Annotated in this window: 20 protein-coding genes; 9 read left to right on the plus strand and 11 right to left on the minus strand. The window is 38.1% G+C overall.

Annotation, left to right across the window (positions count from 1 at the left end):
• Position 1 precedes the first annotated feature (1 nt).
• Entirely contained in the window at positions 2–1,210 is a 1,209-nt protein-coding gene (locus tag EHQ49_RS02330) for an argininosuccinate synthase (RefSeq protein ID WP_135575968.1), read from the minus strand.
• Between the two features lie 81 nt (positions 1,211–1,291).
• Here EHQ49_RS02330 and EHQ49_RS02335 point away from each other — a divergent pair, with 81 nt between their 5' ends.
• Genes EHQ49_RS02335 through EHQ49_RS02345 form a run of 3 tightly spaced genes read left to right on the plus strand, consistent with a single transcriptional unit; the run spans position 1,292 to position 4,506 of the window.
• Complete coding sequence (locus EHQ49_RS02335) at positions 1,292–2,440, plus strand: carbon-nitrogen hydrolase family protein (protein ID WP_135575970.1); 1,149 nt, start codon at positions 1,292–1,294, stop codon at positions 2,438–2,440.
• Positions 2,424–2,951 carry a hypothetical protein gene (locus EHQ49_RS02340; RefSeq protein ID WP_135575972.1) on the plus strand — a complete coding sequence of 176 codons (528 nt, stop codon included), beginning with the start codon at positions 2,424–2,426 and terminating at the stop codon, positions 2,949–2,951. Before EHQ49_RS02335 ends, EHQ49_RS02340 begins: the two co-directional genes overlap by 17 nt.
• Before the next feature lies 1 nt (position 2,952).
• Positions 2,953–4,506, plus strand: a complete 1,554-nt coding sequence (locus tag EHQ49_RS02345) for an FAD-dependent oxidoreductase (protein WP_135575974.1) — start codon at positions 2,953–2,955, stop codon at positions 4,504–4,506.
• Here the strand turns inward: EHQ49_RS02345 and rlmD are convergent.
• A complete protein-coding gene (rlmD, locus tag EHQ49_RS02350) occupies positions 4,499–5,776 on the minus strand; it encodes a 23S rRNA (uracil(1939)-C(5))-methyltransferase RlmD (protein WP_167482980.1) in 1,278 nt (425 codons plus the stop codon). The genes EHQ49_RS02345 and rlmD overlap by 8 nt on opposite strands.
• The gene (locus EHQ49_RS02355) at positions 5,695–6,768 is read right to left on the minus strand and encodes a quinone-dependent dihydroorotate dehydrogenase (RefSeq protein ID WP_135575978.1); all 1,074 of its coding nucleotides are present in this window, start codon (positions 6,766–6,768) and stop codon (positions 5,695–5,697) included. Before EHQ49_RS02355 ends, rlmD begins: the two co-directional genes overlap by 82 nt.
• A gap of 100 nt (positions 6,769–6,868) precedes the next feature.
• Here EHQ49_RS02355 and EHQ49_RS02360 point away from each other — a divergent pair, with 100 nt between their 5' ends.
• Both EHQ49_RS02360 and EHQ49_RS02365 read left to right on the plus strand, forming a co-directional pair.
• Positions 6,869–8,485: a sensor histidine kinase gene (locus EHQ49_RS02360; protein ID WP_135575980.1), complete on the plus strand. Its 1,617-nt coding sequence runs from the start codon at positions 6,869–6,871 to the stop codon at positions 8,483–8,485.
• Positions 8,482–9,411, plus strand: coding sequence for a response regulator (locus EHQ49_RS02365; RefSeq protein WP_135575983.1), 930 nt, complete (start codon positions 8,482–8,484; stop codon positions 9,409–9,411). The genes EHQ49_RS02360 and EHQ49_RS02365 overlap by 4 nt, the downstream gene beginning before the upstream one ends.
• A gap of 3 nt (positions 9,412–9,414) precedes the next feature.
• On the opposite strand, the gene EHQ49_RS02370 is transcribed toward EHQ49_RS02365, so the two are convergent.
• The 4 genes from EHQ49_RS02370 to EHQ49_RS02385 are packed head-to-tail and all read right to left on the minus strand — an operon-like array spanning position 9,415 to position 13,259.
• The gene (locus EHQ49_RS02370) at positions 9,415–10,056 is read right to left on the minus strand and encodes an HAD family hydrolase (RefSeq protein WP_135575985.1); all 642 of its coding nucleotides are present in this window, start codon (positions 10,054–10,056) and stop codon (positions 9,415–9,417) included.
• Positions 10,046–10,759 carry an RluA family pseudouridine synthase gene (locus tag EHQ49_RS02375; protein WP_135575987.1) on the minus strand — a complete coding sequence of 238 codons (714 nt, stop codon included), beginning with the start codon at positions 10,757–10,759 and terminating at the stop codon, positions 10,046–10,048. The genes EHQ49_RS02370 and EHQ49_RS02375 overlap by 11 nt, the downstream gene beginning before the upstream one ends.
• Complete coding sequence (locus EHQ49_RS02380; RefSeq protein ID WP_244241305.1) at positions 10,756–11,937, minus strand: ankyrin repeat domain-containing protein; 1,182 nt, start codon at positions 11,935–11,937, stop codon at positions 10,756–10,758. Before EHQ49_RS02380 ends, EHQ49_RS02375 begins: the two co-directional genes overlap by 4 nt.
• Positions 11,931–13,259 (minus strand): hypothetical protein, encoded by a 1,329-nt coding sequence (locus EHQ49_RS02385; RefSeq protein ID WP_135575989.1) that lies wholly within the window; start codon positions 13,257–13,259, stop codon positions 11,931–11,933. The genes EHQ49_RS02380 and EHQ49_RS02385 overlap by 7 nt, the downstream gene beginning before the upstream one ends.
• A gap of 167 nt (positions 13,260–13,426) precedes the next feature.
• On the opposite strand from EHQ49_RS02385, the gene EHQ49_RS02390 reads away from it, so the two are divergent.
• Both EHQ49_RS02390 and EHQ49_RS02395 read left to right on the plus strand, forming a co-directional pair.
• Complete coding sequence (locus tag EHQ49_RS02390; protein WP_244241306.1) at positions 13,427–14,602, plus strand: EAL domain-containing protein; 1,176 nt, start codon at positions 13,427–13,429, stop codon at positions 14,600–14,602.
• Between the two features lie 148 nt (positions 14,603–14,750).
• Positions 14,751–15,983, plus strand: coding sequence for a DUF2804 domain-containing protein (locus tag EHQ49_RS02395; protein WP_135575993.1), 1,233 nt, complete (start codon positions 14,751–14,753; stop codon positions 15,981–15,983).
• 134 nt (positions 15,984–16,117) lie between these two features.
• On the opposite strand, the gene EHQ49_RS02400 is transcribed toward EHQ49_RS02395, so the two are convergent.
• From EHQ49_RS02400 to EHQ49_RS02410, 3 genes are all read right to left on the minus strand, one after another.
• Entirely contained in the window at positions 16,118–16,597 is a 480-nt protein-coding gene (locus EHQ49_RS02400) for an LA_3150 family lipoprotein (RefSeq protein WP_135575995.1), read from the minus strand.
• Positions 16,598–16,607: 10 nt separating this feature from the next.
• The gene (locus EHQ49_RS02405; protein ID WP_135575997.1) at positions 16,608–18,311 is read right to left on the minus strand and encodes a hypothetical protein; all 1,704 of its coding nucleotides are present in this window, start codon (positions 18,309–18,311) and stop codon (positions 16,608–16,610) included.
• A gap of 376 nt (positions 18,312–18,687) precedes the next feature.
• Positions 18,688–20,679 carry a methyl-accepting chemotaxis protein gene (locus EHQ49_RS02410; protein ID WP_135575999.1) on the minus strand — a complete coding sequence of 664 codons (1,992 nt, stop codon included), beginning with the start codon at positions 20,677–20,679 and terminating at the stop codon, positions 18,688–18,690.
• A 250-nt stretch (positions 20,680–20,929) separates the two neighbouring features.
• Between EHQ49_RS02410 and EHQ49_RS02415 the strand changes: the two genes are divergently transcribed.
• On the plus strand, positions 20,930–21,304 hold the full coding sequence (locus EHQ49_RS02415; RefSeq protein ID WP_135576001.1) for a hypothetical protein: 375 nt from the start codon (positions 20,930–20,932) through the stop codon (positions 21,302–21,304).
• A gap of 6 nt (positions 21,305–21,310) precedes the next feature.
• Here the strand turns inward: EHQ49_RS02415 and EHQ49_RS02420 are convergent, their stop codons facing one another.
• The gene (locus EHQ49_RS02420; RefSeq protein ID WP_135576003.1) at positions 21,311–21,721 is read right to left on the minus strand and encodes a DUF3052 domain-containing protein; all 411 of its coding nucleotides are present in this window, start codon (positions 21,719–21,721) and stop codon (positions 21,311–21,313) included.
• A 163-nt stretch (positions 21,722–21,884) separates the two neighbouring features.
• Here EHQ49_RS02420 and EHQ49_RS02425 point away from each other — a divergent pair, with 163 nt between their 5' ends.
• A complete protein-coding gene (locus EHQ49_RS02425; RefSeq protein ID WP_135576006.1) occupies positions 21,885–23,540 on the plus strand; it encodes a hypothetical protein in 1,656 nt (551 codons plus the stop codon).
• Positions 23,541–23,604: the final 64 nt, after the last annotated feature.

A 23,604-nucleotide genomic window follows, 5' to 3' on the forward strand; every position in this document is an offset into this window, starting at 1 on the left:
CTTATTTGTTTACCCTTGCCCACTCTTTCATAGGAAGTCCGTAAAGGTTGATAAAACCTTCGGCGTCATATTGATTGTAAAGTTCTTCTTTTTCGAAAGTGGAAAGGCCTGCATTGTAAAGGGATTTGTTGGATTTTCTTCCGACAACTGTACAACTTCCTTTATACAATTTAATTCTTACAGTTCCGTTTACATACTTTTGTGTGTAATCCATATAAGCTCTTAGAGCATTCATTTGGTTGGAATACCATTGACCGTTGTAAATGTATCGAGCAAACTCTTGAGAGAGTTCGTCTTTTTTGTGTTGGGTGTCACGATCAAGGGTGATGGATTCCAAATCACGGTGCGCGATATGAAGAATGGTTCCACCAGGAGTTTCATACACTCCTCGAGATTTGATTCCGACAAGTCTGTTTTCAACGATGTCAACTCTTCCCACTCCATTTTTTCCACCTAAATCATTTAAGGTTTCCATTACTTCGAGAGGATTTAATTTTTTTCCATCGATGGCAACGCAGTCACCATTTTCAAAATCCAATTCCAAATAAGTTGGTTTATCTGGGGCTTTTTCCGGAGATACAGTTAAGATAAACATATCTTCTTTTGGTTCATTGTATGGATCTTCTAAAATTCCACCTTCAAAAGAAAGATGCATTAAATTTCTGTCCATGCTATATGGTTTAGCAGCTGTTACGGGAACGGGGATTCCTTTTTTCTTCGCATATTCTAGTAGATCCGCTCGGCCACCAAAATCCCAAGTTCTCCATGGAGCTATGATTTGTAAGTTAGGCGAAAGAGCTTTAAAGGTTAGTTCGAAACGTACTTGGTCGTTACCTTTTCCAGTTGCGCCATGAGAGAAAGCATCAGCTCCTTCTTTGTTGGCAACTTCTGCCATCGCTTTCGCAATGAGTGGCCTTGCGAGAGATGTTCCCAATAAATAACGCATTTCATAAATAGCATTTCCCCGAATCGCAGGGAAGATAAAGTCACGTGCAAATTCCAAACGTAGATCTTGGATGTAGACTTTGGAAGCTCCGGTATTTTTTCCTTTTTCTTCGAGACCGGTTAACTCTTCTTTTTGACCAACATCGGCACAAAAAGCAATGACTTCACAACCGTAGGTATCTTTTAACCAAGCAAGGATGACGGAGGTATCTAATCCACCGGAGTAAGCGAGAACGATTTTTTTGGGAGCAGGTTTCTCTTTCATAGAATAAGGTCAAAATAAAAGAAAAAACTAAGAACACAATTAAATATTGTCTGAAACGAAGTTGTGTAGTAGATTTGGTGGATGCGTTTTCTCCTTTCTTTTTCCGTTTTTGCAAACCTTGCCGTTTTTACGATCCACTGCCAAAAGCAAGTTGTACCGCAAGAGGAGATCTTAAAGTTTCTTCCTAATCCAAAGATATACATCCAAAAGGAGGGAGGAGGAAAACGCGGAAGTTTTGTAGGGATAGAGCCCTATCTTAACAAGTACAGTTACGCAACCGAGGATAGTTTTTATATCGCCCTTGGTAATTACTTCCGCATGGCAAAAGAAAAGGAACTTCTCTTTGTCGATCGTAGTATCATCGTTTTACCAGAATACTTAGGAACTTGGCTTGTGGTCACCGCTGATGACAAATCCATTTTTGCAGCGAATACAATTCAGGAGGCAATGGAGGTTTTGGTAAAACAAAACTTAGGTTCTTTTCTCTGGCATTATTTGTTTAGCACATCGTATTCCTCTGATACATTAAAAGAGACACTCTTTCGGATGAAAGCTTGGCAAATGTCCGATAGATACCAATCCGTGTTTGCTAGATTGGCTCGAGAGTATCGGGTCTCTATTGTCGCAGGTTCTATTGTCCTTCCTCATCCTAAAGTCATTGAAGGAAAAATTACACCGACGGATGGCCCATTAGAAAATGTAAGTTTTTATTTTCATCCTGATGGCCGAGTAGATGATCAAATTGTTCGTAAACTTTTTCCCATTACAGAAGAGAAAGAATTTTTAAAAGAAGGAAAATTAGAAGAGAATGTCACTTACCAAACTTCGCTTGGTAAGTTGTATACTATGGTTTGTGCTGACTCTTGGTTCCCAGAGGTGTATAAAGAATTACAGAAATCGGAAGCAGAACTTTTGGCAATTCCTTCCTTTGTGGCACCAGCAGATTCTTGGACCACCAAATGGAACGGTTACAACGGTTATGCGAATCCGAAAGATATAGACCAAAAAGATATAGGCTCTATATCGGAACGGACTGCTTGGAAAAAATACGCTATGTTGGGACGTTTGAAAGATCCTAAAGTAAAAGCTGGAATCAACGTGTTTTTCCGGGGAGATTTATGGGATATGAATGCAAGTGGTGATGCCTTTTTATCCCTTGGGGGAAAATCAGTTTTGAATATTGTAAGGGAAGAAAAAAACCAAGGAAGAATCTATGCACTTTTTCTCTAGAAAATCCTTTTTGGCCTTATTACTCTTTTGTGCGGGCATCAAATCTAAAATTCGTTATTTCTATTTTAGTGATTCGGAAACAAAAACGGTTACAGCATTTTCTGAAGTAGTTTTGCCTATTAGAGAACCTGGAATGCCAAGTTTAGATGAAGCAAATGTTATGCGAAGATTGGATGAAGAATTGTACTTTGTCTCCGAGGAAATCCAGGAAGATTTTCATTCCGCAGTGATGGTTTTGGAATACCTACCTATTCTTTATGGACAATTTTCATTTTTTTCCAACCTTAGTTTAGAAAAACGAGAAGTCCTACTTTTCGAATTGGCAAATACAGATTCAGATATTCTGAGAGCGGTTGTCGGCAATTTAAAACTTTTGGTTTGTCTTGTTTACTACGGACATAAATCTACATGGAATTCCATTTCCTATCCCGGGCCTTTTGCCAATCCACCTGAGAAGTGGAGTGAAGCAAGAATTCACTACCAAAATTTGGTGAAAGGGAGAGGGGTTTAGAATGAAACCAGGTGTATATCGTGATTATAAATCTTATCAGCCAAACGAAACGATCCAAGCCGATATTGTGGTGATTGGTTCTGGTTGTGGTGGGTCTACTATGGCTTATGAACTTTCCAAAAAGGGATGGAAGGTGGCTCTTATTGAACAAGGAGGTAATTATCATACAGGAACCTTTGACAACAATGAACTAAATATGGGAGGAAAGGTTTCGGCAGAGAGAAATTTCCATACAACCGCTGATGGCGGGATCAACCTTGTTTATGGAAACAATTTAGGTGGTGCCTCTGTTCATTACTGGGCAGACAGTTACCGTACACCAGAAGATCGATTGCTGTTATGGAACCGCAAATACGGGATCGAACACCACTTACCGGAGGATTTAGAATCTTATTGGCCGGAGTTGGAATCCGACCTCCATGTCACACCGGCCGGTGAGGACTATTTTAATCCGATGAATCGTTTGTTTCGAGGAGCCTCACAACGATTAGGTTGGGAAGGGCACGCAGTTCCACAGGCACGAAAGAACTGTCAAAAGTCCGGACATTGTATGCAAGGTTGTTTATTTGGCGCCAAACAATCACAACTTGTGACTCACATTCCAAGGGCCGTGCAACTTGGAACGGATATTTATACAGATCTTCGTGCTGAAAAATTAATATATATAGGTCAGAAAGTAACGGGGTTGGAAGCTGTAGTGATTGATCGGCGTACCCTACGGCCTACAAAAACAAAAATTACATTTCAAACAAAGGCAGTCTGTGTTTCGGCAGGCGGATTTGGAAGTTCTACTTTTTTACTACGAAACGGTCTAAAAAAACGTTTGCCTGCTCTTGGTCAATACCTAGCAATCAATCCCTCTCCCATGGTACATGCGTTATATGAAGAACCAATAGTCCAATGGCGCAATATTCCTGCGGCTTACGGAGTGGAAGGGTTTCGTTTAGCAAGATTCCAAAATGGTAATTACCGGGAAGGTGGATATATGCTTATGCCAAACCAGTTACAACCAGCAACCCTCGCTGCCCTCATACCTAGTTTTGGAAAAGACCATTTTCATTATATGAAACAAATGGAACATTTAGGAGGAACCATAGGTTGGATCGATGATGTAGATGGAGAGCTTGGTTCTATCGAAGTCGATCTATTTGGAAAACGTAAGATTCATTACCCTTTTGGTAATATCACCAAACAAATATTTAGCGATCTTACCTATAAACAAATGAAGTTAAACTTTGAAGCTGGTGCTAAGGAAGTGTTCCTTGCCGGAATGAAGCTAAAGAAATATTCGAAATTACCTAAAAAAGAAGAAATTGATGCCTTAGCATGGAGGCCTGCCGAATTTCCAATGGCCGCTCCTCATCCTGCGGGAGGTTGTCGGATGGGGAAATCTCCAGAAAATTCAGTGGTGAATTCACGCCACCAAGTTCATGGATTTCAAAATTTGTTTGTTGCTGATTCTTCCGTATTTCCTACCGGAGTGAGTGTAGATCCTAGTTTTACCATTATGGCTTTTAGTAAAAAAGCCTCTGAGTTTGTAATGGATGTTATGTGATATTTTTATTTCTAAATACTGCCACAGTTTCTACGTGATCTGTCCTTGGAAACATATCGACTGGTTGGACGGAATTTAAAAAGTATTGTCTTGCAAGTAAATTTGTGTCCTCACGTAAACTCATTGGATCACAAGATACATAAACAATTTTTTTAAATCCCATACCTAAAATGGTTTCCGCAACTTCGGTTCCAAGGCCAGTTCGGGGTGGGTCAAGAACCAAGGTATCGTAGTTTTTTCCATAAAGAGAAGGTAATACATCGGCAACTCTTCCTTTACGAAACCGTACATTGTGTACTTTATTGTATTTAATCGATTCTAGTGCTGTTCTATGGGAATTGGGATTTTCTTCGATTCCCATCACTTCTTTGCAATTTCCAGAAATCCAAAAAGAAATAGTTCCAATCCCAGAATAGGCATCAATCACTCGGCTTTCTGGTTCTATTTCATCTAAGACTAAATTGTACAAACTTGGAGTTTGGATGGGGTTTACTTGCAAAAAAGTAGAAAGGCCAACTCGGAATTTATGTTTTCCAAAATGTTCATGGATATAAGGTCTTCCCCATAACAAGTGTTCTTCGCGTCCGAGGGCCATCGTGGTATGTTTTGTATTGATGTTTTGAATGATACCAACAATTTTTCCGAGTTTTCCTGTTTTGCCAATTCGGTTCTGGATAGCAGTGTGAAGTCGTTTGGAAGCATCTTTAGAGTGAGGTAGGTCTTCCTTTGCAGTGACAATCCCGAGAATGATTTCCCCTGTAGAAAAAGACTTTCTCGCTACAAGATACTTCATCATTCCACGTTTGGATTTTTCGTTATAAGGAAGGAGCCCTTCTCGCCTTGCCCACTGTTTGACGGCTAGAGCAATTTCCGTGAGCCCTGGATCTTGGATATCACATTCGGTTTGGTCTAGAACAAATGTGGATTCTTTATTGAATAAACCTAAAGTAAGAAGTGTTTTATTTCCAATGTTTCTTCTTCCGAAAGGAAGTTGGATTTTGTGACGGTAATTCTCTGGTGAGGGACTTGGAACTATGGTACGAAATTCTAAGTGGCGATAGCTTTTAAACAGTTCTTTGATGTTCTGTTCTTTTTTACGAAGTTCTTTAGTGTAATCAATATCTAAGTAATTACATCCTCCGCAAGTTCCGAAGTGTGTACAGATTTTTGTACCGGGTTTGGTTGTTGTCATAATGAGTTTCCGGTTCCTACAAGTTCGGAGATATTCGAAAGTCCTTTTTGTTTCAGTGTTTTGTCGAGATAAGAACAAATTTGGTAAGGCAAAAAAGGTCCTTCATAAATATAAGCTGTATAAATTTGAACGAGGTTGGCTCCAGCCTCAATCATTCGCAGTGCTTTTTCTCCTGAGTCAATCCCTCCAACTCCAATGATGGGTATTTTTCCTTTAAGAGTTTTGTAGGCAAGAGAAACAAAGTGGAGAGACCTTTCGAAGAGTGGTCCACCCGAGAGTCCTCCTTCCGGTGGATTTGCTTCGCCGAGTACATCTTTATTTAATGTAGTATTTGTGAGAATGACGCCATTAATTTTGTAATCCAAACAAACCTTTAGATTTTCTATTAACTCTTCTTCTGATAAATCAGGAGCAAATTTTAAATATAAGGGAATCGGAAACTTGTGATCAAAAGCAGATTGAATTCCTTCAATGAGATCAATGAGAGTTTTTTTGGATTGGAGAGAACGTAAACCTGGAGTGTTAGGAGAGCTGATATTGATGACTGCATAGTCCCCATAAGGAACAAGTTTTTTTAACGTATAGACATAATCGCTGACTGCATTTTCTAATTCAGTGACTTTGGATTTACCAGCATTGATCCCACGAATTCCAAACTTTGGTTGTTTCTTTAAATTGGATTCGGCAATGTCGGCACCTGGGTTATTGAAGCCCATACGGTTGATGAGTGCCTTGTGAGTCGGATAACGAAAGAGACGAGGTTTGTCATTACCTGGTTGTTCTTTGGCAGTGATGGTTCCGACTTCGATGAAACCAAAACCCATATGAATCATAGTGGGAAAAAGTTCTGTTGTTTTATCAAAACCGGCCGCAAGGCCTAAAGGGTTCGGAAAATGGATTCCTTGGATGTTTTGTTTCAGTCTTTCCGATTTGTATTCAAAGAGAGAAGAGAGCGTTTTATGGAAAAAAGGAATTTTTTGGGAAAGCGAGAGGAAACCTGACACAAGATGGTGTGCCGATTCTGGATCTAAGTGAAACAGGATTGGTTTGATGAGGTGGTTGTAGAACAAGAGGAGAATCCTTACGTTGATTCTTTTTTCGCGCTCTTTTCTTACAATTTCTTTCCGAAAATAGCGATCTTTCAGAGATTCATTATCAGGACTTTATAGAATGGCACCTAATTCTTCATTTTCCCGGATTTGGCAAAATCCTTCCGACTTTCCAGCGGAAGTTGTATTACGGGAATTGGAAAACCTTCTTAGGTCCAATCCCGATTTTTGGCTCAAAATCAATAGAGAGGGAATCATTGTAGATTATAAAACGTCTCGGTTTGTAAACATTGGAGATAAACCAGAAACCCTTCTTGGCAAACATATCGATGTGGGCCTACCACCTTACCTTCGCGAAATCACCGCCGAGGCTCTCGCTTACTTATCCGAGAAAAAAAGCCAAGTATTTTGGAAAGAGTATTCTTACGGAATTGAACCAAACATTCGTCATGTGGAAGTGCGTTTTGTAGTTCTGTATGAAGGATACATCATGTCCAACCATAGGGACATCACAGAAAGGAAACGTTTGGAAAGTGCTTTCCTTGAAAGTGAATCTCGATTCCTTTCCATGGCTCAAAACGCAGCCGATTCTATCGTCATTGTCAATGCAGATGGTATCATTCAATTTTTTAATAAAACAGCAGAGAAAACTTTTGGTTATGACCAAGAAGAAGTCATCGGTAAAAATATATCGATTATCATTCCTGATGGGTATAAAGGGAAACATAATACTTTTTTAAAAAAATATAAAGAATCAGACCTTCAAAATATTTTAGGTGTTGGAAGAGAACTTGTCGCACAACGTAAGTCAGGTGAAATGTTCCCTTGTGAATTGTCTGTCGGCGAGTTTAAAACCAAGGCAGGTAAGATGTTTACAGGGATTCTTCGGGATATTAGCCTTAGGAAACAACAAGAAGAAGAACTATACCAATATAGAAATCATTTAGAGGATTTGGTGGAAAGCCAAACCATGGACTTAAAGATGTCCAAAAATATTGCAGAAGAGGCTTCTTATATGAAGTCTCTTTTTCTTGCCAATATCTCCCACGAACTCAAAACACCAATCCACGCCATTTTGAGTTATGCCGAACTTGGCGAAGAAAAATCAGCAACGGTTCCGCCTGAAAAAATTAAAGAATACTTTCAGATCATTGATTCTTCAGGTAAACGATTGTTAGGTTTATTAGAAAATTTGTTAGATATTGCCAAACTAGAGTCTGGTAAAATGCGATATCTTTTCGAAAAAAACTGCCTGAAAGAAACTACAAAATTTGTGATCAATGAAATGCGTTTAATTTTGGAAAAAAGAGGGATCACAGTTGTTTTATTAGATAAGGAAGAACGTTGGGAAGCGGAGTTCGACTATGAGCGAATCCAACAGGTGATACGAAATATTTTATCCAATGCATTAAAATTCATTCCAAATGACACTAATATTGAAATTAGTATGGTTCGAAGAGAATTTATTCCGAGAAAAACTCAGTCATATGTCAAAGGTATCGGAATACAAATTCGTGACTTTGGACCGGGGATTCCTCCCGAAGATTTGGATAAAATTTTTGAAAAATTCATCCAGTCCAAACAAGTGAAAGCAGGAACTAAGGGAACGGGACTTGGTTTGTCCATTTCCAGAGAGATTGTTAATGACCATCACGGGTTGTTGTATGCCGAGAACCATGAAGAAAAGGGAGCAATTTTTACTATGTTAATTCCTTGTTCTCGCGAGGGACTTCGATGATTAACCTACTTGCAGTGGATGATGAAATGATCAATTTGATGATCATTGATGAGTCCCTTTCTGATAAAGGATTTACCGTTGTGAAAGCTAGAGACGGTGAAGAAGCATTTCAAATCCTTAGTTCAGATTCAACAGCCTTTCATGCCATTATTTTGGATCGATTGATGCCAAAGATGGATGGAATTGAATTATTAAAAAAAATCAAACGTTCTGAAAAGTATAAAGACATTCCGGTTATTTTCCAAACAGCGATGAGTTCTGTCACAGATATGACGGAAGGCTTGGATGCTGGTGCTTTTTATTATCTGACAAAACCTTATTCTCGAACTTTGTTAGTTCGCATTGTACAAACGGCAGTTGAACATTTTATCAAACTCCAACGTGCTAAAGAAGATTTACATAAAGGTATGGGTGCGCTTCGCCATATGCTCACGGGAGAATTTCGCATTCGTTCCATTCGTGAATCCCATGAATTGGCACCACTTCTTGCCAATGCTTGTCCTGATCCTGAACGTGTGTTAACTGGGATTATGGAAATTTTAAACAATGCCATTGAACATGGAAACTTAGGTATTTCTTATCAAGAAAAATCAGAACTCCACGATAATGACAAACTGATGGAAGAAATTTTTAGAAGATTAGATACACCTGAGTTTAAAGATAAATTTGTAAAAATTACTTTTGAAAAAAATGACCACCATATAGAAATTCGAGTTAGTGACCAAGGTAAGGGGTTTGATTGGCAGAGGTATTTGTCTGTCGAAGCCATGACAAAGAATGCCTTCAAAACACATGGGCGTGGAATTTTTATGGCACGTAAATTGTCTTTTGATGACCTCTCTTATACGGACGAGGGTAGAACCGCAGTCATTCGCATTGATCTATCCGACAAAAAAGGAAACCTACTCACCGATTTTCAAGAGTAACTTTTATAACTGAAAAACAGTTGGGTCTTTAAAGTCATGAATGATTTGATCTACATGGCTTTTTAGTTCCGATTTTGTATGTGAAGTGGCTACACCAATGATGGAACATCCTGCTGATTTTCCCGATTGTAAACCCGCTAGAGAATCTTCAAACACCACACAATCTTTAGGGTTAAGTCCTAATTGCTTTGCACAAAGTTCGTAAACTTGTGGGTGGGGTTTACCTTGGCTTACTTGAGTTCCATCCACAATGATATCAAAAAAATGCCTTAATGATAAAGTATCTAAAGTGAAGTTTACATTCATTGTGGGAGCTGATGTACCAAGGGCTATCTTTAGATGGTTTTCTTTTAGAAATTGTAGATAATCCAAAAGACCAGTATGTGGTTTCATTTCCTTTCGGTATAAATCTTGGTACCAACTTTCTTTTTCATCTCCATACTGTTTACATTCTTTATCGGAGATATTTCCAAAGATCATTCGAAAGAGGTCTGCATTGGTTTTACCATTAAACGTATCTCTATAAATTTCTGCATTCAGTGGGAAATTATATTTTTTAGAAAATTCCATCCATGCTTTGAAATGAAAGGCGTGGTTATCAACAACAACTCCATCCATGTCAAAGATAAATCCTTTATGTTTCATTTGTATTCCTTTCGTATCCGCCAACAAGTCCTGTGATAAAACTTGGGATTTTAGTTTCAAAAGTAAGTATTTCTTTATTGAAGGGATGAGTCAACTGGATGGAAAAAGAATGTAGTGCCATACGAGGATAAGATCTTGTATCATTGCCATACTTAGTGTCTCCGACAATGGGATGTTTTTTGTCAGAGAGGTGTACACGGATTTGATTTTTGCGGCCAGTGAGTAGTTCAATTTCTAATAGAGAATATAAATTGGTTTCTTTTAAAACTTTGAATTTGGTTTTAGAAAGTTTTCCTAACTCGGGTTCATCAGTGGAATAAACACGGTGGGCTTTGGACTCTATAAGATAAGATTGGATGTCACCGGACTTCTCTTTCCAAACGCCATGACTCACAGCGAGATAGATTTTTTTTGTTTTCTCCCAAGATTCTTGGAGTGTTTGTTTCGCCGTTTCCGTTTTTGCAAATACCAAAATTCCCGATGTTTCCCGATCCAATCTATGTACGATAAAGATTCTATTTTTAGACCTTTCACTTCCCTTTTTCACATAGTCCATAAGGGCAGCGTAAGCTGTTTTTGATTTTTCCGCTTCGGTTGCGATTGTGAGAAGTCCCGCTGGTTTGTCTACGACAAGGATATCTCTGTCTTCATGTAAAATCGTAAGACCTTTTGGTAAAAAACGGGTATTGGTTTTTTGTTTCATTCTTTCTTTAATAGTTTGAGAACCTTGGGATTGTTTTGTCTTTCCGCAAATTCAATCGCAGATTTTCCCCATTGGTCCTTTGTTTGCGGGTCCGCTCCTGCTTCCAACAAAAGTTTGATGAGTTCCATTTTTTCGTTTAGAATCGCACTGTGTAACATGGTGGATCCGTATTTGTCTAATCCGTTGATATTTTTTTCAATAGTGAGAAGAATTTTTACCGCTTTCCAATTTTCATTGATGATGGCCTGGCCAAGGGCTGTGACGGATTTTGAATTTCGTAAATTTGAATCTACATTTTGTTTGGTGAGTAAATCCAAGATCTCGTAGGAATGACCAATAACACTTAAATGTAATGCTGTATCCCCTTCTTTGTTTTGATGGTTTGGATTGGCCCCTGCTTGCAAAAGCATTTGAAACAGTTTTGGTTTGTCTGAATGATCATTCCCTGTATTGATCATGGCAAGTAGTACTGTGTTGCCATCTGAGTCTTCTAATTCGATATTCGCCCCTCGTTTGATGAATTCGTCTACGAGTGCAAAGTGTCGTATAAAGACAGAGACCATTAATGGAGTTTTTCCAAAATTAGTTTGGGCATTGGTATTGGCCCCAGCATCCATTAAATTTTTTGCGTGATGGATGTAGTTAAAGTCGAGAGAGGCTGCAGATATTAAAGGTGTTTCTGTAAAGGAATCAGTGGTTTCTATATTAGCTCCTTTCGAGATAAATAAACGAAAGATATTAGGATCAAACTTTCTTGTTTTGATCATATAATAATGAAAGTGGGATCTTTTGTAATCAAATTCACCTAATGTTTCATTGGGATCAACCCCTGCTTCTAAAAGAATTTTAATGATTTCTGTTTTATCAAATCCAATGGCTGTTGAAAGGGGAGTGTTTCCTCGAATCATTGTTTCATTGGCCTTGGCTCCTTTGGATAATAAAAATTTGGTTAGATCAGGATTGCCTAATTCTGCTGCGTAATGGAGTAAAGTGTATCCATCTGCAGAACGTTTGGCATTGACATCAAAACCTTTATTGACTTTGTCTTTTATGGTTTTGGGATCTCTCATTTGCGATAAATCTAACTCCGTTGCAAACAAAGGAAATGTTAACACAACAAAGAGAATTGTGTTAGATAAGAATTGAATTAAGAATTTCATTTTTGTATTTTTTACCATGGTGATACCGCTCCCCTGGGACGAAGGATAAGAAGTTCGTTTCCTGAAGACAAAGTCAAAACTTCTCTTAGTTTTGGATGTACAGAAAAAATATAAGGATGGATGTAAGTATCTTCATCATTGGATGCAAAGAGTAAAATTCCTTTTTTTGTATCCACTATGTTGAATTTTCCTGAAGAAAACAATCCTCCGATTATGAGTATATCATTTGAAGGCGCAATGAGTTCGCCTGCGTCAAAAAAGGAAGATTGAAACAATTCTTTTTTTGTTTCTAAATTGTATCCATAAACTTGAATATAACCACCTTCGATCCCTGCAGAACAATATAATATCTTTCCATCAGGAGAAACGGTTACAGAACGAACAGTTTGTCTATCTTTGGTTTCTAAATCAGAGGAAGTGCTAAGTGGAATATAAACGATGGGACCAGCTGGTTTCTCTTCTACAAGTGGGATCATACTATTTTGGACCATAACAGATTCATTGACTTCATGAATTCGTCCATGGGCGTTGCCATAAATAATTGTATTACGTTTATTAACATGTAGGTAAGAAAATTGATGGTGAGCAATTTCAAATCCTGCTGGTTGAGTCCAATCTGCAGACTCTGGATCAGATGTTAATTGAAATTCGTTTAATTTTTTTCCTGAGTTTGTTTCATAAACCACTAATCTGCGATCATAAAAATGCGGGCCATCCATATTGTGTTTATAAGAAACAAGGATTTTTCTTCCACCATCAATGTACTTAGCGTTATCTATTGTTTGTATCCAATTAGGAGATAAGCCTGCGGCCTCTCGATTGTCTTTACTTTCATCTCCCGGATATCGATAGTCTATATCAGCAGTGTGTGAATAGAAAGTTGAAAATTCCGCAGGAAATTTTTTCGTTATACTTCCGTTATCTGATGATCGCAAAACTAAATAACGTTCGGATGATTGGCGTTCGGGATCCGTTTGACCAAAACTTAAAAAAGTTTTTCCATCGGGCGATACATCAAAAATTTTTGGGCCATCAAATTCCTTTTGGTAGTACATCTTTGCTTGTACTTTCCAGATCAAACTTCCATCTAATAAACTAATACGATAAATGTAAAAATCAGTGGTTCCAATGATCGCCGATTTTCCATCGTTATGGTATTGGATGCTAAAAATGTTTTGTCCATCTATGTTAGGAGTGATTCGTGAATGGATTTGCCAAGCGGCATTCGGATCGGCGGTATTTGTCCTTTCACGACTGATGGTAGGGAATCCGAATCCCGGTGTAGGACTTGCCCAAAGAGAAAGGAAGAGAATTCCGATTAGGGTGAGGTACTGACGCATCGGATGAGTCTAAGAAATGTCGGAAAGAGGGTCAAGAATTGTCCATCTGCTCGCCGAGTTCGATTTAAGGATTGCTTAAAATTCGAAAATTGTTTAATTTATTGAATTTTATTCTGTTAAAACAGATATTGTCCTGACAAAGGCTATACACATTGGAATCCATACAATTGAATCATTATGTCCCTTTATTCCAACCCATCTTTTCCGTAGAGGAACAGACTGTGGTTGCCTACGAGTCTCTCGGCCGTAGACGGGACGGATCCGGGAATTTAGTTTCGATTCCTGAATTCAGTGATCCTCATGTATCACCGTTGCGAATGAGTGTCATTGATCGGCAATTACTTGGACTTGCTTTGACTCGAATCCGCTCAACAAACGATCGTTTGTTTGTCAACATGTCACCTGACCAAGTCATTTTAGAATATGAGGAAAGCCGTTCCAATTCCTTACCAATTTCTGATTTAGTGAATAGTTATGGGATTCCTCTGGATCGAATTGTTATTGAGATCACAGAAAAATCAGGAAGTTACGGAACTGATGTTTTGGCAGCAGGAGTGGAACTTTTGCGGGAACAGGGTTTTGGAATTGCTTTGGATGACGTTGGGTCTGAATCCTCCAACTTAGAACGATTAGGTGCAATCAAACCGGATATCATCAAAATTGATTTGAATTTATTGAAGAAATCCATCGAAAAAAGAGAATACCAATCTATTTTAGAATATTTAAAACAGATTTCACTTAGTATTGGATCTCAGCTATTGTTTGAAGGAATTGAAACCGAAGAAGAGTTGTTTCGTGCAATTAGTTCTGGTGCAAGCCTTCTGCAAGGTTATTTTTTGGGAAGACCTTCTGAATACAACCAGGACAAACAAAGTATTTGTGATACCGTTGTTCCGCAGTTACAATTGTATCATGAAAAAAAGCGAATCGAAGTGGCGACAGAGATTGAATTTGAAAAAAATATCAAACTCCAACTGAGCCATCTTTCTCTTCGAACTTTAGTTTTAGAAAACCGAGTTGTCATCGACCCACATTCTTTTTTTAAATTAAACCAACAGATCCAACGTGTTTATATTACCGATTGGTTAGGAACACAAGTGTCTCCTTACTACGTGAGAACCAGTGAATTTGGATTTGCCGAAAACCTATCTTTGTTACAGAAAAACTGGTCGTATATGCCGTTTTTTTATAAACATGTCAAACAAGTCTTTCGAGATGCAGACAATTGGCAGGTAAGTGATCCGTATTGGGATAAAGAATTAAAAAAGAACGTCATTGTATTTTCTAAAGTCAATGAGTTGGGTTACTCTTTTTTTATAGATGTGGTTCTAGATTCGCATTGATGTCATTCGATTTATGACATTCATTTTATCTCTGCCAAGACCACCCATTGTATTTTAACTTTCAAATACAGAATTCCCTTTAGATTTACTAGAAAGATTGACGATTAGTACCTGCTAATGTTCTAATTGCCTCTCACGGGGAAAATCTATGATCAAAAAAAATTCGATGTTGCCGTTCTTTATTGGAATCTGCATCGTATCATCTCTACTATTTTATTCTTGTTCTAATTCAAAGTTAGGACCAAACGAAGTAAAAGATGAACAAGGGAAAATCATTTCACTCATTCCTGAACCGGACTTGAGTCCGACAAAACAAACAGAAATCCAATCTAATGTTTCACTTTTAAAAGACAATGGAGAATTGAATGTATCTGGTTGGGCAAGATATCCATATTTTCAAATTGATGAATCCAAAATCAAAGTAGATCCTAAACGATACAAACGTTGGGAACATTATACTTTTTATAATGAAAAGTTTGGTGGTGCAATTACGGTCACGGACATTGGAAATTTAGCAATGGGTAGTATTGAACTTTTAGATTTTGTAACAGGGAAAACCATTTTTTCGAAAACAGAATTAGTGCGACCGGGCGAAATCTTTTTCCCTACCAATACAACAGATCCCATAGAATTTAAAAAAGGGGATCAGTTCATTCGTATTAAAAAACTAAAAGGAAAAAGAGTGATAGAGTATTCCATTATTGGTGACTCTCAAACCGAATCCATCAAAGGAAATTTTGAGTTAGAAGAAAAAGCATCAGAAGCTTTAGCAGTCATCACTCCTTTTTCTGAATCTACTTTTTTTTATGAATACAAAATGCCAAGTCTGCTTTGTAAGGGTTCTATTGAGTATAATAAAATCACTTATGAATTTAATGACAAAAGTTATGCGGTATTGGATTGGGGAAGGGGCACTTGGCCGGAAAAAAACAAATGGCTTTGGGCTGCAGGTGCTGGATTTGTCCAAGGAGAATTACTCAGTCTGAATTTGGGTTATGGATTTGGAACTCCTGATCATGCCACAGAAAATGGGATCGTTTACAAAGGTAAGGTTCATAAACTGGATAAGGTAATTTGGAAATATGATGTCAAAGATTATAAAAAACCTTGGAAATTTACAAGCAACGAAGGTAGATTGGAATTGGAGTTCACACCGATTTATGTTCTCCATTCAGACATAGATCTTATGGGAATGTTTGGTTTTCTGAAACAATTATACCAAAACTTTAGTTTTTCAGAGATTTTAGATTTACTCAAAACAGAAGCTTATTTAAACAAAGCCTTTGGTCATTACAACGGTTATGTGGTGCTTGATAATGGTACAAAATTAGAAGTCAAAAACCTGGCTGGTTTTGCCGAACAAATGTACCAACAGTGGTAAGTGGTCATTTGTAATCTTTGATACATTTACTGGCTTGTATTTTCATCACAAGCCAGTAAATATAATTAGTTAATTCTCAACAGTGGAATGATTATGGTCACCTTTTGATCTTAATCGTTATTCCATCATCACATTTAAAAGCCTGCTGCAGCGATTGCCGACTTCGCACATGGGTTGTTATTCGGATCACAAGTGAACATCTTAAAGGTAAATGTATCATTTGGATTGGGTCTTTGAGATGTAGAACCAAAGTTAGTTCCACTGGCAAATCCTAGATCCGAACAAGAAGAAGTGGACACCGCATATTTTTTAATATTGGTATTAAGAAGTCCACCGGCACCACCGGGAGGAGTGTTAAAATAGGCAGTGGACCCAATTGTTCCTCCATTCAATTGAAAGGTATCATAACAAGTTCCAGTGAACGATCCACCGAGATCTGCCACTTCCATTACCACTAAAGATTTATTTCTATCTGCGACACCATTTAGTAGGTTGTTGACCACGAGAGAGGAGATATCTTCTCGATGTTGTTCTTTGGATTGGCAATTCAAAAGAAAGTTAGAAATCACTAGGATCATAAAGAATCGTTTCATATGATTATTTTTTAAGTTCATTGTTTCCTTCTTAGTTGGGTCTATAACTATAAGCTTCCGGAGAAACAACCCCGGTCCAAAAGTTCGCCTGCAATTGTAGGTAAACTCTTCTGTCATCGATTGGCATTGCGTTTCCAGTACTTGGGTTCACATCAAACTGGTTTCCAAGGACTTGGTAATAGAGTTGTGCTTTGAAATGGTGTTTGTCTCCGAATAGGTTCAGACCAGCCCAATACACTCGTAAAGAATCCGTCGGATCTACTTTCCCATTCCGATTAAAGTCACCTTGAATGTACTCATACTTAAGCACTGGCATGATGTAGTATTTATCCAAAAAGGGAATATTGTAACCAATCGTTCCATGGTATCCAAACAAATCATTTGAAGCGGCCCCGCCAAATGTGGTATAGGCGCCACTTAAATAGAAACCTTTGTAAGTAAAGGTACTATCATAAGTATGTCCTATAAGACCCATCTTCGGTCTGCCCAGAGTAGGAACTGAGTTTTGGACAAGGAAATTAGGATTGCCATTGGAGTCCAAACTACCGCGATCTGGATTTGCCCCTTGAGATGTAAGTAATTGGATTCCACTTGTTGTGCCAGGAGTGTATTCCGGAACATAAAGTGATGGTGTAATTAAATTCTGAGTTTGTACATAACCTGCACCGATAGACCATTTCAGCTCACGTTGGAAAATTTCTTCTCCTTCTTGCCAGTTCACCATCTTACCATCAGATTCTCGTTTGAGCCCACCAAACACATTCACTTGTGCCCGTGCATAGTAAATTGGGGAAGTATTCACAGCACCGTACCGATTTGCAGTAGTTAGGTCTTGTCGTCTTCCAGTTCCGTAATCTCCACCGCCACCTTTACCGTTACCCACCATCAAGGAAACTTGTAAGTAACGTTCCCATTTATGATCAATTTCTTTGAGTGGAGTGGCTTGGAGCATCACCCCGTTATCAAATTGTGGGACGGCATTCACAATCATACTGCGTTCTAACGTTACAAAATTAGCAGACGACTGAATGTACTCTCTACTGAACTGAGTTGGCAATTGGCCGAAGACAAACCTTAGTCCACCATACGGAATTTTTGCATAAGCAAAAGCCTCATGAACATAACCACGGTTGTCTTTCAGTCTTGTATTGCTTACATATGTTGTAGTGGCTGGCCTTCCATTTGCATCCAAATAATTCAAAGTATTTGTTGTTTGTACCACATCGGTTCGGTTGAGCATATTTTCCAAACGAAGTTGGATGTTGGCACCCCACCATTCGTTTTCGTATTGGGCACCGAGTCGAAGTCTACGAAAGTTCCAATCAACAGAGTTAAAATCACGATGTCCATTATTGTAGAGGGAATCTTCAGATCCAGAAACACCACGAAATTGCATTCGACCTGCAATCGTTAGTTTTTCTTTGGAGGTATCATCTGGTCTATGTGCAAAAGCATCAGGAAGGGTACTTGAATTTCCATTAGGGAGCGGACGGTTGTATTCCACCTTCACTCGGTTAGGGCCTGGTTTTGTAAAAATTTGGCCCGATTCCGTATCTTCATAGAGTTCTCGGTATACTTTCGCTTGTGGTTCTTTGATTTCTTTTTTATGTTCTTTGGCTTCCGAAGGTTGAGTTCCGGCGGGGGTCAGTTCATTGGTTTTGGAAGTTTCTGATTCTGCAGAAATTGCCCTCACCAGGAAGAGGACGGCCAAAATGGCTTTTAAAATAGTCTTCATTCAATTCTTTGTGACTGATTTGGATTTATTACAAACGGTGGGTTTCACCTGATTCAATGTTTCAGTCTAGTTACAAACGTATTGAAGTATTGTTGGGTTTGGATGACGGTATTGTTACAAATTGATTACAGAGACCATAAAGGCTTATTTTTTAAGCATTTTTTTAACAAAAACTAACTTTGTCATATAACTAGAAGAGTTTTATGACAAAAACATAACGACCCTTCCAAATGAATGAGTTCGTTTTGATTGAATGAATTTTAGTGTTAGGTGGGGCGGGTCCACCACCTAAGCGGTGGTGGACCGGGCTCTACGCTGCAATCTTTCGTAAACGAAAGGATTTCCGCTGCGATCCCTCCCGCTTAGATCTAATTGTTTATAATTGGAACTGGTCGCAGATTCCTTTTAATTTGTCTGCGGTATTGGAAAGGTTCTTTGCCGATGAAGACATCTCTTCGGCACCAGCGGCCGTGTTGATGGTATGTTCATTGATTTGGGTGATCACATCGGTAATTTCTCTTACGGCTCCTCTTTGTTCATCGGCAGCAACTTTGATTTGGTCAGACTCTCCTTTCACTACCCCTGAGTTTTCTAATACAGAACGATTGATCTCTGCCTGAGAATCCATAATGCTATAAAGAGAATCCATTGCATGGGAAACATCATTGATACTTTTAATAATCTCCTGAATGAGAGAAGTAGAGGATTGGATACTTTTTGCCCCACCGTCCAATTCTTGGGAGTTTTTGTTGATCATTTCGGAAATCGATTTGATAGAGGAAGCAGTTCGAATGGAAAGTTTCGAAATCTCTTCTGCAACTACGGCAAATCCTCTTCCTGCATCCCCAGCACGAGCCGCTTCAATCGCAGCATTGAGAGCCAATAATTGTGTTTGATCCGAAATTTCATTGATGATCGCAATAATAGCCTTCATTTCATCAGAAGATTTTAAGATATTACTGATCATATCATTCATTCCCGTAAGAGACTGTTCGCCTTCTTTAGCTTGGTTGGAAATGGATTTCATTCTCGTGAGGGTATGGTCGATTTCATCACCGACTCGTTTCACACTGTTTGCTAACTCTTGGATTTTAACTTGAAATTGAGAAATGTTTCTGTGTTGGATATCGATAGAACCAGTGATGTTTTCCATACTCGCTGACATCTCTTCTACAGTAGCTGACATTTCTTCTGTGGAAGCTGCCGTTGCCTGTGCACCACCAGAAAAACTATCAGAACTAGAAGAAAGTTGGCCCGCACTCGAAGCAAGTTCTTGAGAAATAAACTGAATTTCGGATATGATCTTTCGAAGACTAACTAAAAAGGAGTTTGTATCTCCACTAAGCTCTCCAATTTCATCATTGTGTGTGATATTTAACGATTGGGACAAATCACCAGCAGACATTTTTTTAAATAAATCACGAAGACCAGATATTGGTTTGAGTCGTTTCGTAATCAAACGGGAAAGAGCAAAAATCGAAATACTCAAAATAATAAAAACAAAGATTCCAATTTTGAATAACATATCGTGAACGACTGTTAAAATATCTCCCTTCGAAGCAATAGTCGCCAAACGAATGTCATACTTTTCTAAATCAAATACTGTGGCGATTTTTTCTTTCCCAAAGAAATATTCCATATGTTCTTCTGATTTGAGTTCGAGTAGTTTTTTCCCCCAATCTAGTTTTTTGATGTCGAGGTTTAGGATTAACTTTTTGTCAGGATGTCCAATGACTTGGCCTTCTCTGTCTGTTATGGCAACAAAACCTTCCTTTCCAATCTGAACATCTTTTACTACTTCATCGGTAAGGTGGTTCAAAGAAACGGCGAAAGCAAAGATGGCCACAACTTGTTTGCCTTGGAATACTGGCATAGTTAGAACTGCAACTGGTTCTTGTGTGACAGGGGAGCGGGCCACCTTACTGAGGAGAGGTTTTCCTTCGAGAACGGCTTTGATATTTGCATCGAAACCTGTATTTCCCCAACGAAAACCAATTGCTTTTCCTGTGGCATCGGAAAAAACCATTGGGTTCTCTTCTGCAGTGGATAAAAATACATTTTCATAAACACCGAACTTTTGGCTTAAATTGGCGAGGAGTGGGTCTAAGTATTTGCGATCTTTTTTGATGCATCTTTCTGCAAATTCTGGGTTACTCGCTGTGAACTCTGCTAATAGAAATTGTTGGTCAAAAAAATTGCGAATCTGTCTGCCGGAGAGTTTGGCTACGTTTTTCATCTCTCCAATATAAGCATCTACAATGTAGGATTTACCGATGATATAGGCGAAGGAGGAAATTCCAAGAGCCATTACAATAATTACGGTTACACTCAGAGCGACAATGACAGTCTTAAGGCTATTGAATTTCATTTTGCGGTATCCTAACAAAAACAAATAGAATCATATGTCATGATTCGTAGACGGGGTTTGTCAAACCACATATTTGAGTGATTCTTATGAAATCTTGGATCGTGTTGGAATTTTCGTTTTTTTTGGGCATTCTGTACTGCCGTTTTTAAGACCTTCGGACATTCACCTAAATAGTCTAAAAACGAAAGAGGAATTTGAATCGGTTTTGGGTTTTCCAAAACGGAATTTTGTAACGTTCAGGAGGATCTATTTGAGTTGGTTTAAAATCGAAGGACAAAAAGTATTTTATGCGAATTATCGGGGTTTGGACGGAGAACAAATGATCGAGCGATTGGATGAAATCATTCAAATCTACCGGCTTGAACCGGAAAAATTCTATAGTCTGATCGACTTTACCAATAGTTTTTTATCAGAAGAGTACATTTCGGAAATGATGAATGGAGAAATTACCGCATTACGCAAACAGAAGATCATCAAAACGGCTGTTATCGGCCTTAATTTTGCCAAAGTCGCAATATTAGAGGTTTATAAAGTCCTCAATGGGGATGAAAAGTTCAAACTGTTTGATACCAAAGAAGAAGCATTAGAATGGCTAACGAGTGAGATCAAAAAAAGAACATCATAAATCTTTTTATCGATTTTCTTTCCGAATGACCAGTTTCAATCCAGACCAAATCTCATCTACGGCACAAACTTTGATATCAACGAGCCCAAGTTCTAAGGCAAAATTACGAATGAGATCCTCATTCATATCGGAAGGAATTTTGGCAGACTTCTTTGGCCAAGAGATCCAAATCATTCCCGTTGGTTTGATGAATTTTATGAGTTTCGGTAGTTTTTGAAAATACTCTTTGGAAGATAATGTGAAAAAATGAATCATATCCAATCCAGACTTTGGTTTGTCTAAGATCTGAATTTGTTTAGGCAGTGTTCCCCAATCTTTGATAAAATCTTTGGACGGAAGGTTGATAAAGTGTAGGATCATACTCTCTTTGATCCCTAATTTTTCAATGAGTGGTTTTCCTGAATAGCCGGCCGCCATAAATCTCTCCCGTGTTGAGGAATCTTTCACTGGTATCGGTAAAATACTGTTAGTTTATTAATTTAAAATCTACAATAACCATAGGGTTTGATTGAGAATGGAATGTCCACCAAACAGGAAAAAATTATATTGACGAAGGTATTTGTATTCCCAGAATTCTGTCATGAAATTCTTCCAGGTTTTATCGAATCTTCCTTTCTTTGTAGTTTTAATCCTTACGATTCACTGTTCCAAAAAAACTGAATATATCCCTCTTACAGAACCCCACTCTTTGATTGTGTATACCAGTGCCGATTTTGAAATTATTAACTTAGAAGACAAAAAAACTCCGATCAAAAGATTCACAAACTATCGCGGAGTCATTGAAGTAGAGGGTGTACATAGATTCATCCCCCAAAAAGATAATGATAAGGAATTATTTTACTTTCAAATCAAATGTTTGAGTGAATGGAAATGCCCAGAAGAAAAAGCGATTCTTTCCAGAGGATCCTTTTTGATGAATCCAAAATTCTCTTACGGCGAAAACCCTTCTTATGGCCCTAATGGGTATTTCATTCCCCAATCCAGTGTAAAATCTGCAGCAGAGACTTTAAATTTTTTAACCCAAAATGATGCCGAGGTTCCGACTTCTGGATTTAATAAGGATGTATTTAAAGATTGGATAAAGGTAAATGAAACTACTGGTGAAGATTCATTTGTGAATTTGTATTATCTATTTGAAACTTGGAAAAACAAAACTTTTGATCCAGAATCGCAAAAGGTTTTAAAGCGAACTCATAAAAGTTTAAAGTTTTTAAGTGAACAAACAGATCCAGCGGAAATTGAATCTTTTATCGCAAGTCATCCCATCGATCCAGAAATTTTAAACGAACCCAAAATTCAATCGGCTTATGTCAATTTTATCAACAGACATTTGGATACTTTCTTTCATATCGAAAGAAGTAATAAAGAAATTTCCAATCAATTCGAAACATCTGCAGAAATTCCTTACTTACAAGAGTTAGCTTTTCAAAAGATTATGGAATCAGGAGAGTTTGTTTTTGATCCCCTCCCTCCCGAAGAAGTGGTTCCCAATGCAGAAACAATCACTCTTACTAAAAAGAATTGGACACTTACAATTAAAAAACCAAGACAAGTCCAATTGAAATTTGGATTTGTTCCCAATACGGAATGGATCATAAAAAGAATCCAATCGGTTCCCAATGAAGAATTTCTTTCTTTTAAATTAATAGCAGAGAATGGAAACGAGTTTCATGTAAAATCAAAACAACTTCCAAAAGTTTTTGATGGTGCAGAAAAAATGAAAGAGTTTTCAGCAACCCTTCCCAAAAAAGCAACAGAGATCATCGACCAATTTGCTTCTGATTCTGCAAAAGAAGCTGGTGTTTATTTGGCATTGAAGTTTGGTAAAGGTGGTTATGATCCTATTAAAAACCAATACGAATATTCAATCGATGATCCGGCAATCATCCATTATTACTTTAAAAATAATAAAATCATCAAAGCAGATAAGTCGGAAATTTCAGGAGACTTGAGTTATAGTATTGGTGACGATTATTCAACTGATACTTTTGATGCTTGGTATCAAAAGTATAACAAAGAGAAAAAAGAATATACCGTCTTTGTAAATTACACTCACTCGGATTGTGGTTGCGATTGTTCCATAAATAAATCCGTAGACAACCAATGTTGGACCGCAGGTGAAATGATCAAAATTCGTTTTCCTGGACATGCCATTTTAAACAAAGATTTTTCAGAAGCCCGAGTCGAATTTGAAAAACCAGCATCCTTTCTTTGTAATGAACCGTTGAATGAGTAATGAAAGTCCCAGTTTTCGGACATAATTAATTTTTCTCTAGAGCTTTTCTAAATCCTCCTTACTC

The sequence above is a fragment of the Leptospira perdikensis genome, from assembly GCF_004769575.1.
Classification (GTDB): domain Bacteria; phylum Spirochaetota; class Leptospiria; order Leptospirales; family Leptospiraceae; genus Leptospira_A; species Leptospira_A perdikensis.

Bases quoted from the DNA above. Each gene is read 5' to 3' on its own strand.
- EHQ49_RS02375 (WP_135575987.1), bottom strand. From the start codon at position 10,759: ATGAAACAAAAAACCAATACCCGTTTTTTACCAAAAGGTCTTACGATT.
- EHQ49_RS02410 (WP_135575999.1), bottom strand. From the start codon at position 20,679: ATGAAATTCAATAGCCTTAAGACTGTCATTGTCGCTCTGAGTGTAACC.
- EHQ49_RS02400 (WP_135575995.1), bottom strand. From the start codon at position 16,597: ATGAACTTAAAAAATAATCATATGAAACGATTCTTTATGATCCTAGTG.
- EHQ49_RS02380 (WP_244241305.1), bottom strand. From the start codon at position 11,937: ATGGTAAAAAATACAAAAATGAAATTCTTAATTCAATTCTTATCTAAC.
- EHQ49_RS02420 (WP_135576003.1), bottom strand. From the start codon at position 21,721: ATGGCGGCCGGCTATTCAGGAAAACCACTCATTGAAAAATTAGGGATC.
- EHQ49_RS02360 (WP_135575980.1), top strand. From the start codon at position 6,869: ATGGCACCTAATTCTTCATTTTCCCGGATTTGGCAAAATCCTTCCGAC.
- EHQ49_RS02365 (WP_135575983.1), top strand. From the start codon at position 8,482: ATGATTAACCTACTTGCAGTGGATGATGAAATGATCAATTTGATGATC.
- EHQ49_RS02345 (WP_135575974.1), top strand. From the start codon at position 2,953: ATGAAACCAGGTGTATATCGTGATTATAAATCTTATCAGCCAAACGAA.
- EHQ49_RS02405 (WP_135575997.1), bottom strand. From the start codon at position 18,311: ATGAAGACTATTTTAAAAGCCATTTTGGCCGTCCTCTTCCTGGTGAGG.
- EHQ49_RS02425 (WP_135576006.1), top strand. From the start codon at position 21,885: ATGAAATTCTTCCAGGTTTTATCGAATCTTCCTTTCTTTGTAGTTTTA.
- EHQ49_RS02335 (WP_135575970.1), top strand. From the start codon at position 1,292: ATGCGTTTTCTCCTTTCTTTTTCCGTTTTTGCAAACCTTGCCGTTTTT.
- EHQ49_RS02395 (WP_135575993.1), top strand. From the start codon at position 14,751: ATGATCAAAAAAAATTCGATGTTGCCGTTCTTTATTGGAATCTGCATC.
- EHQ49_RS02330 (WP_135575968.1), bottom strand. From the start codon at position 1,210: ATGAAAGAGAAACCTGCTCCCAAAAAAATCGTTCTCGCTTACTCCGGT.
- EHQ49_RS02370 (WP_135575985.1), bottom strand. From the start codon at position 10,056: ATGAAACATAAAGGATTTATCTTTGACATGGATGGAGTTGTTGTTGAT.
- EHQ49_RS02340 (WP_135575972.1), top strand. From the start codon at position 2,424: ATGCACTTTTTCTCTAGAAAATCCTTTTTGGCCTTATTACTCTTTTGT.
- EHQ49_RS02385 (WP_135575989.1), bottom strand. From the start codon at position 13,259: ATGCGTCAGTACCTCACCCTAATCGGAATTCTCTTCCTTTCTCTTTGG.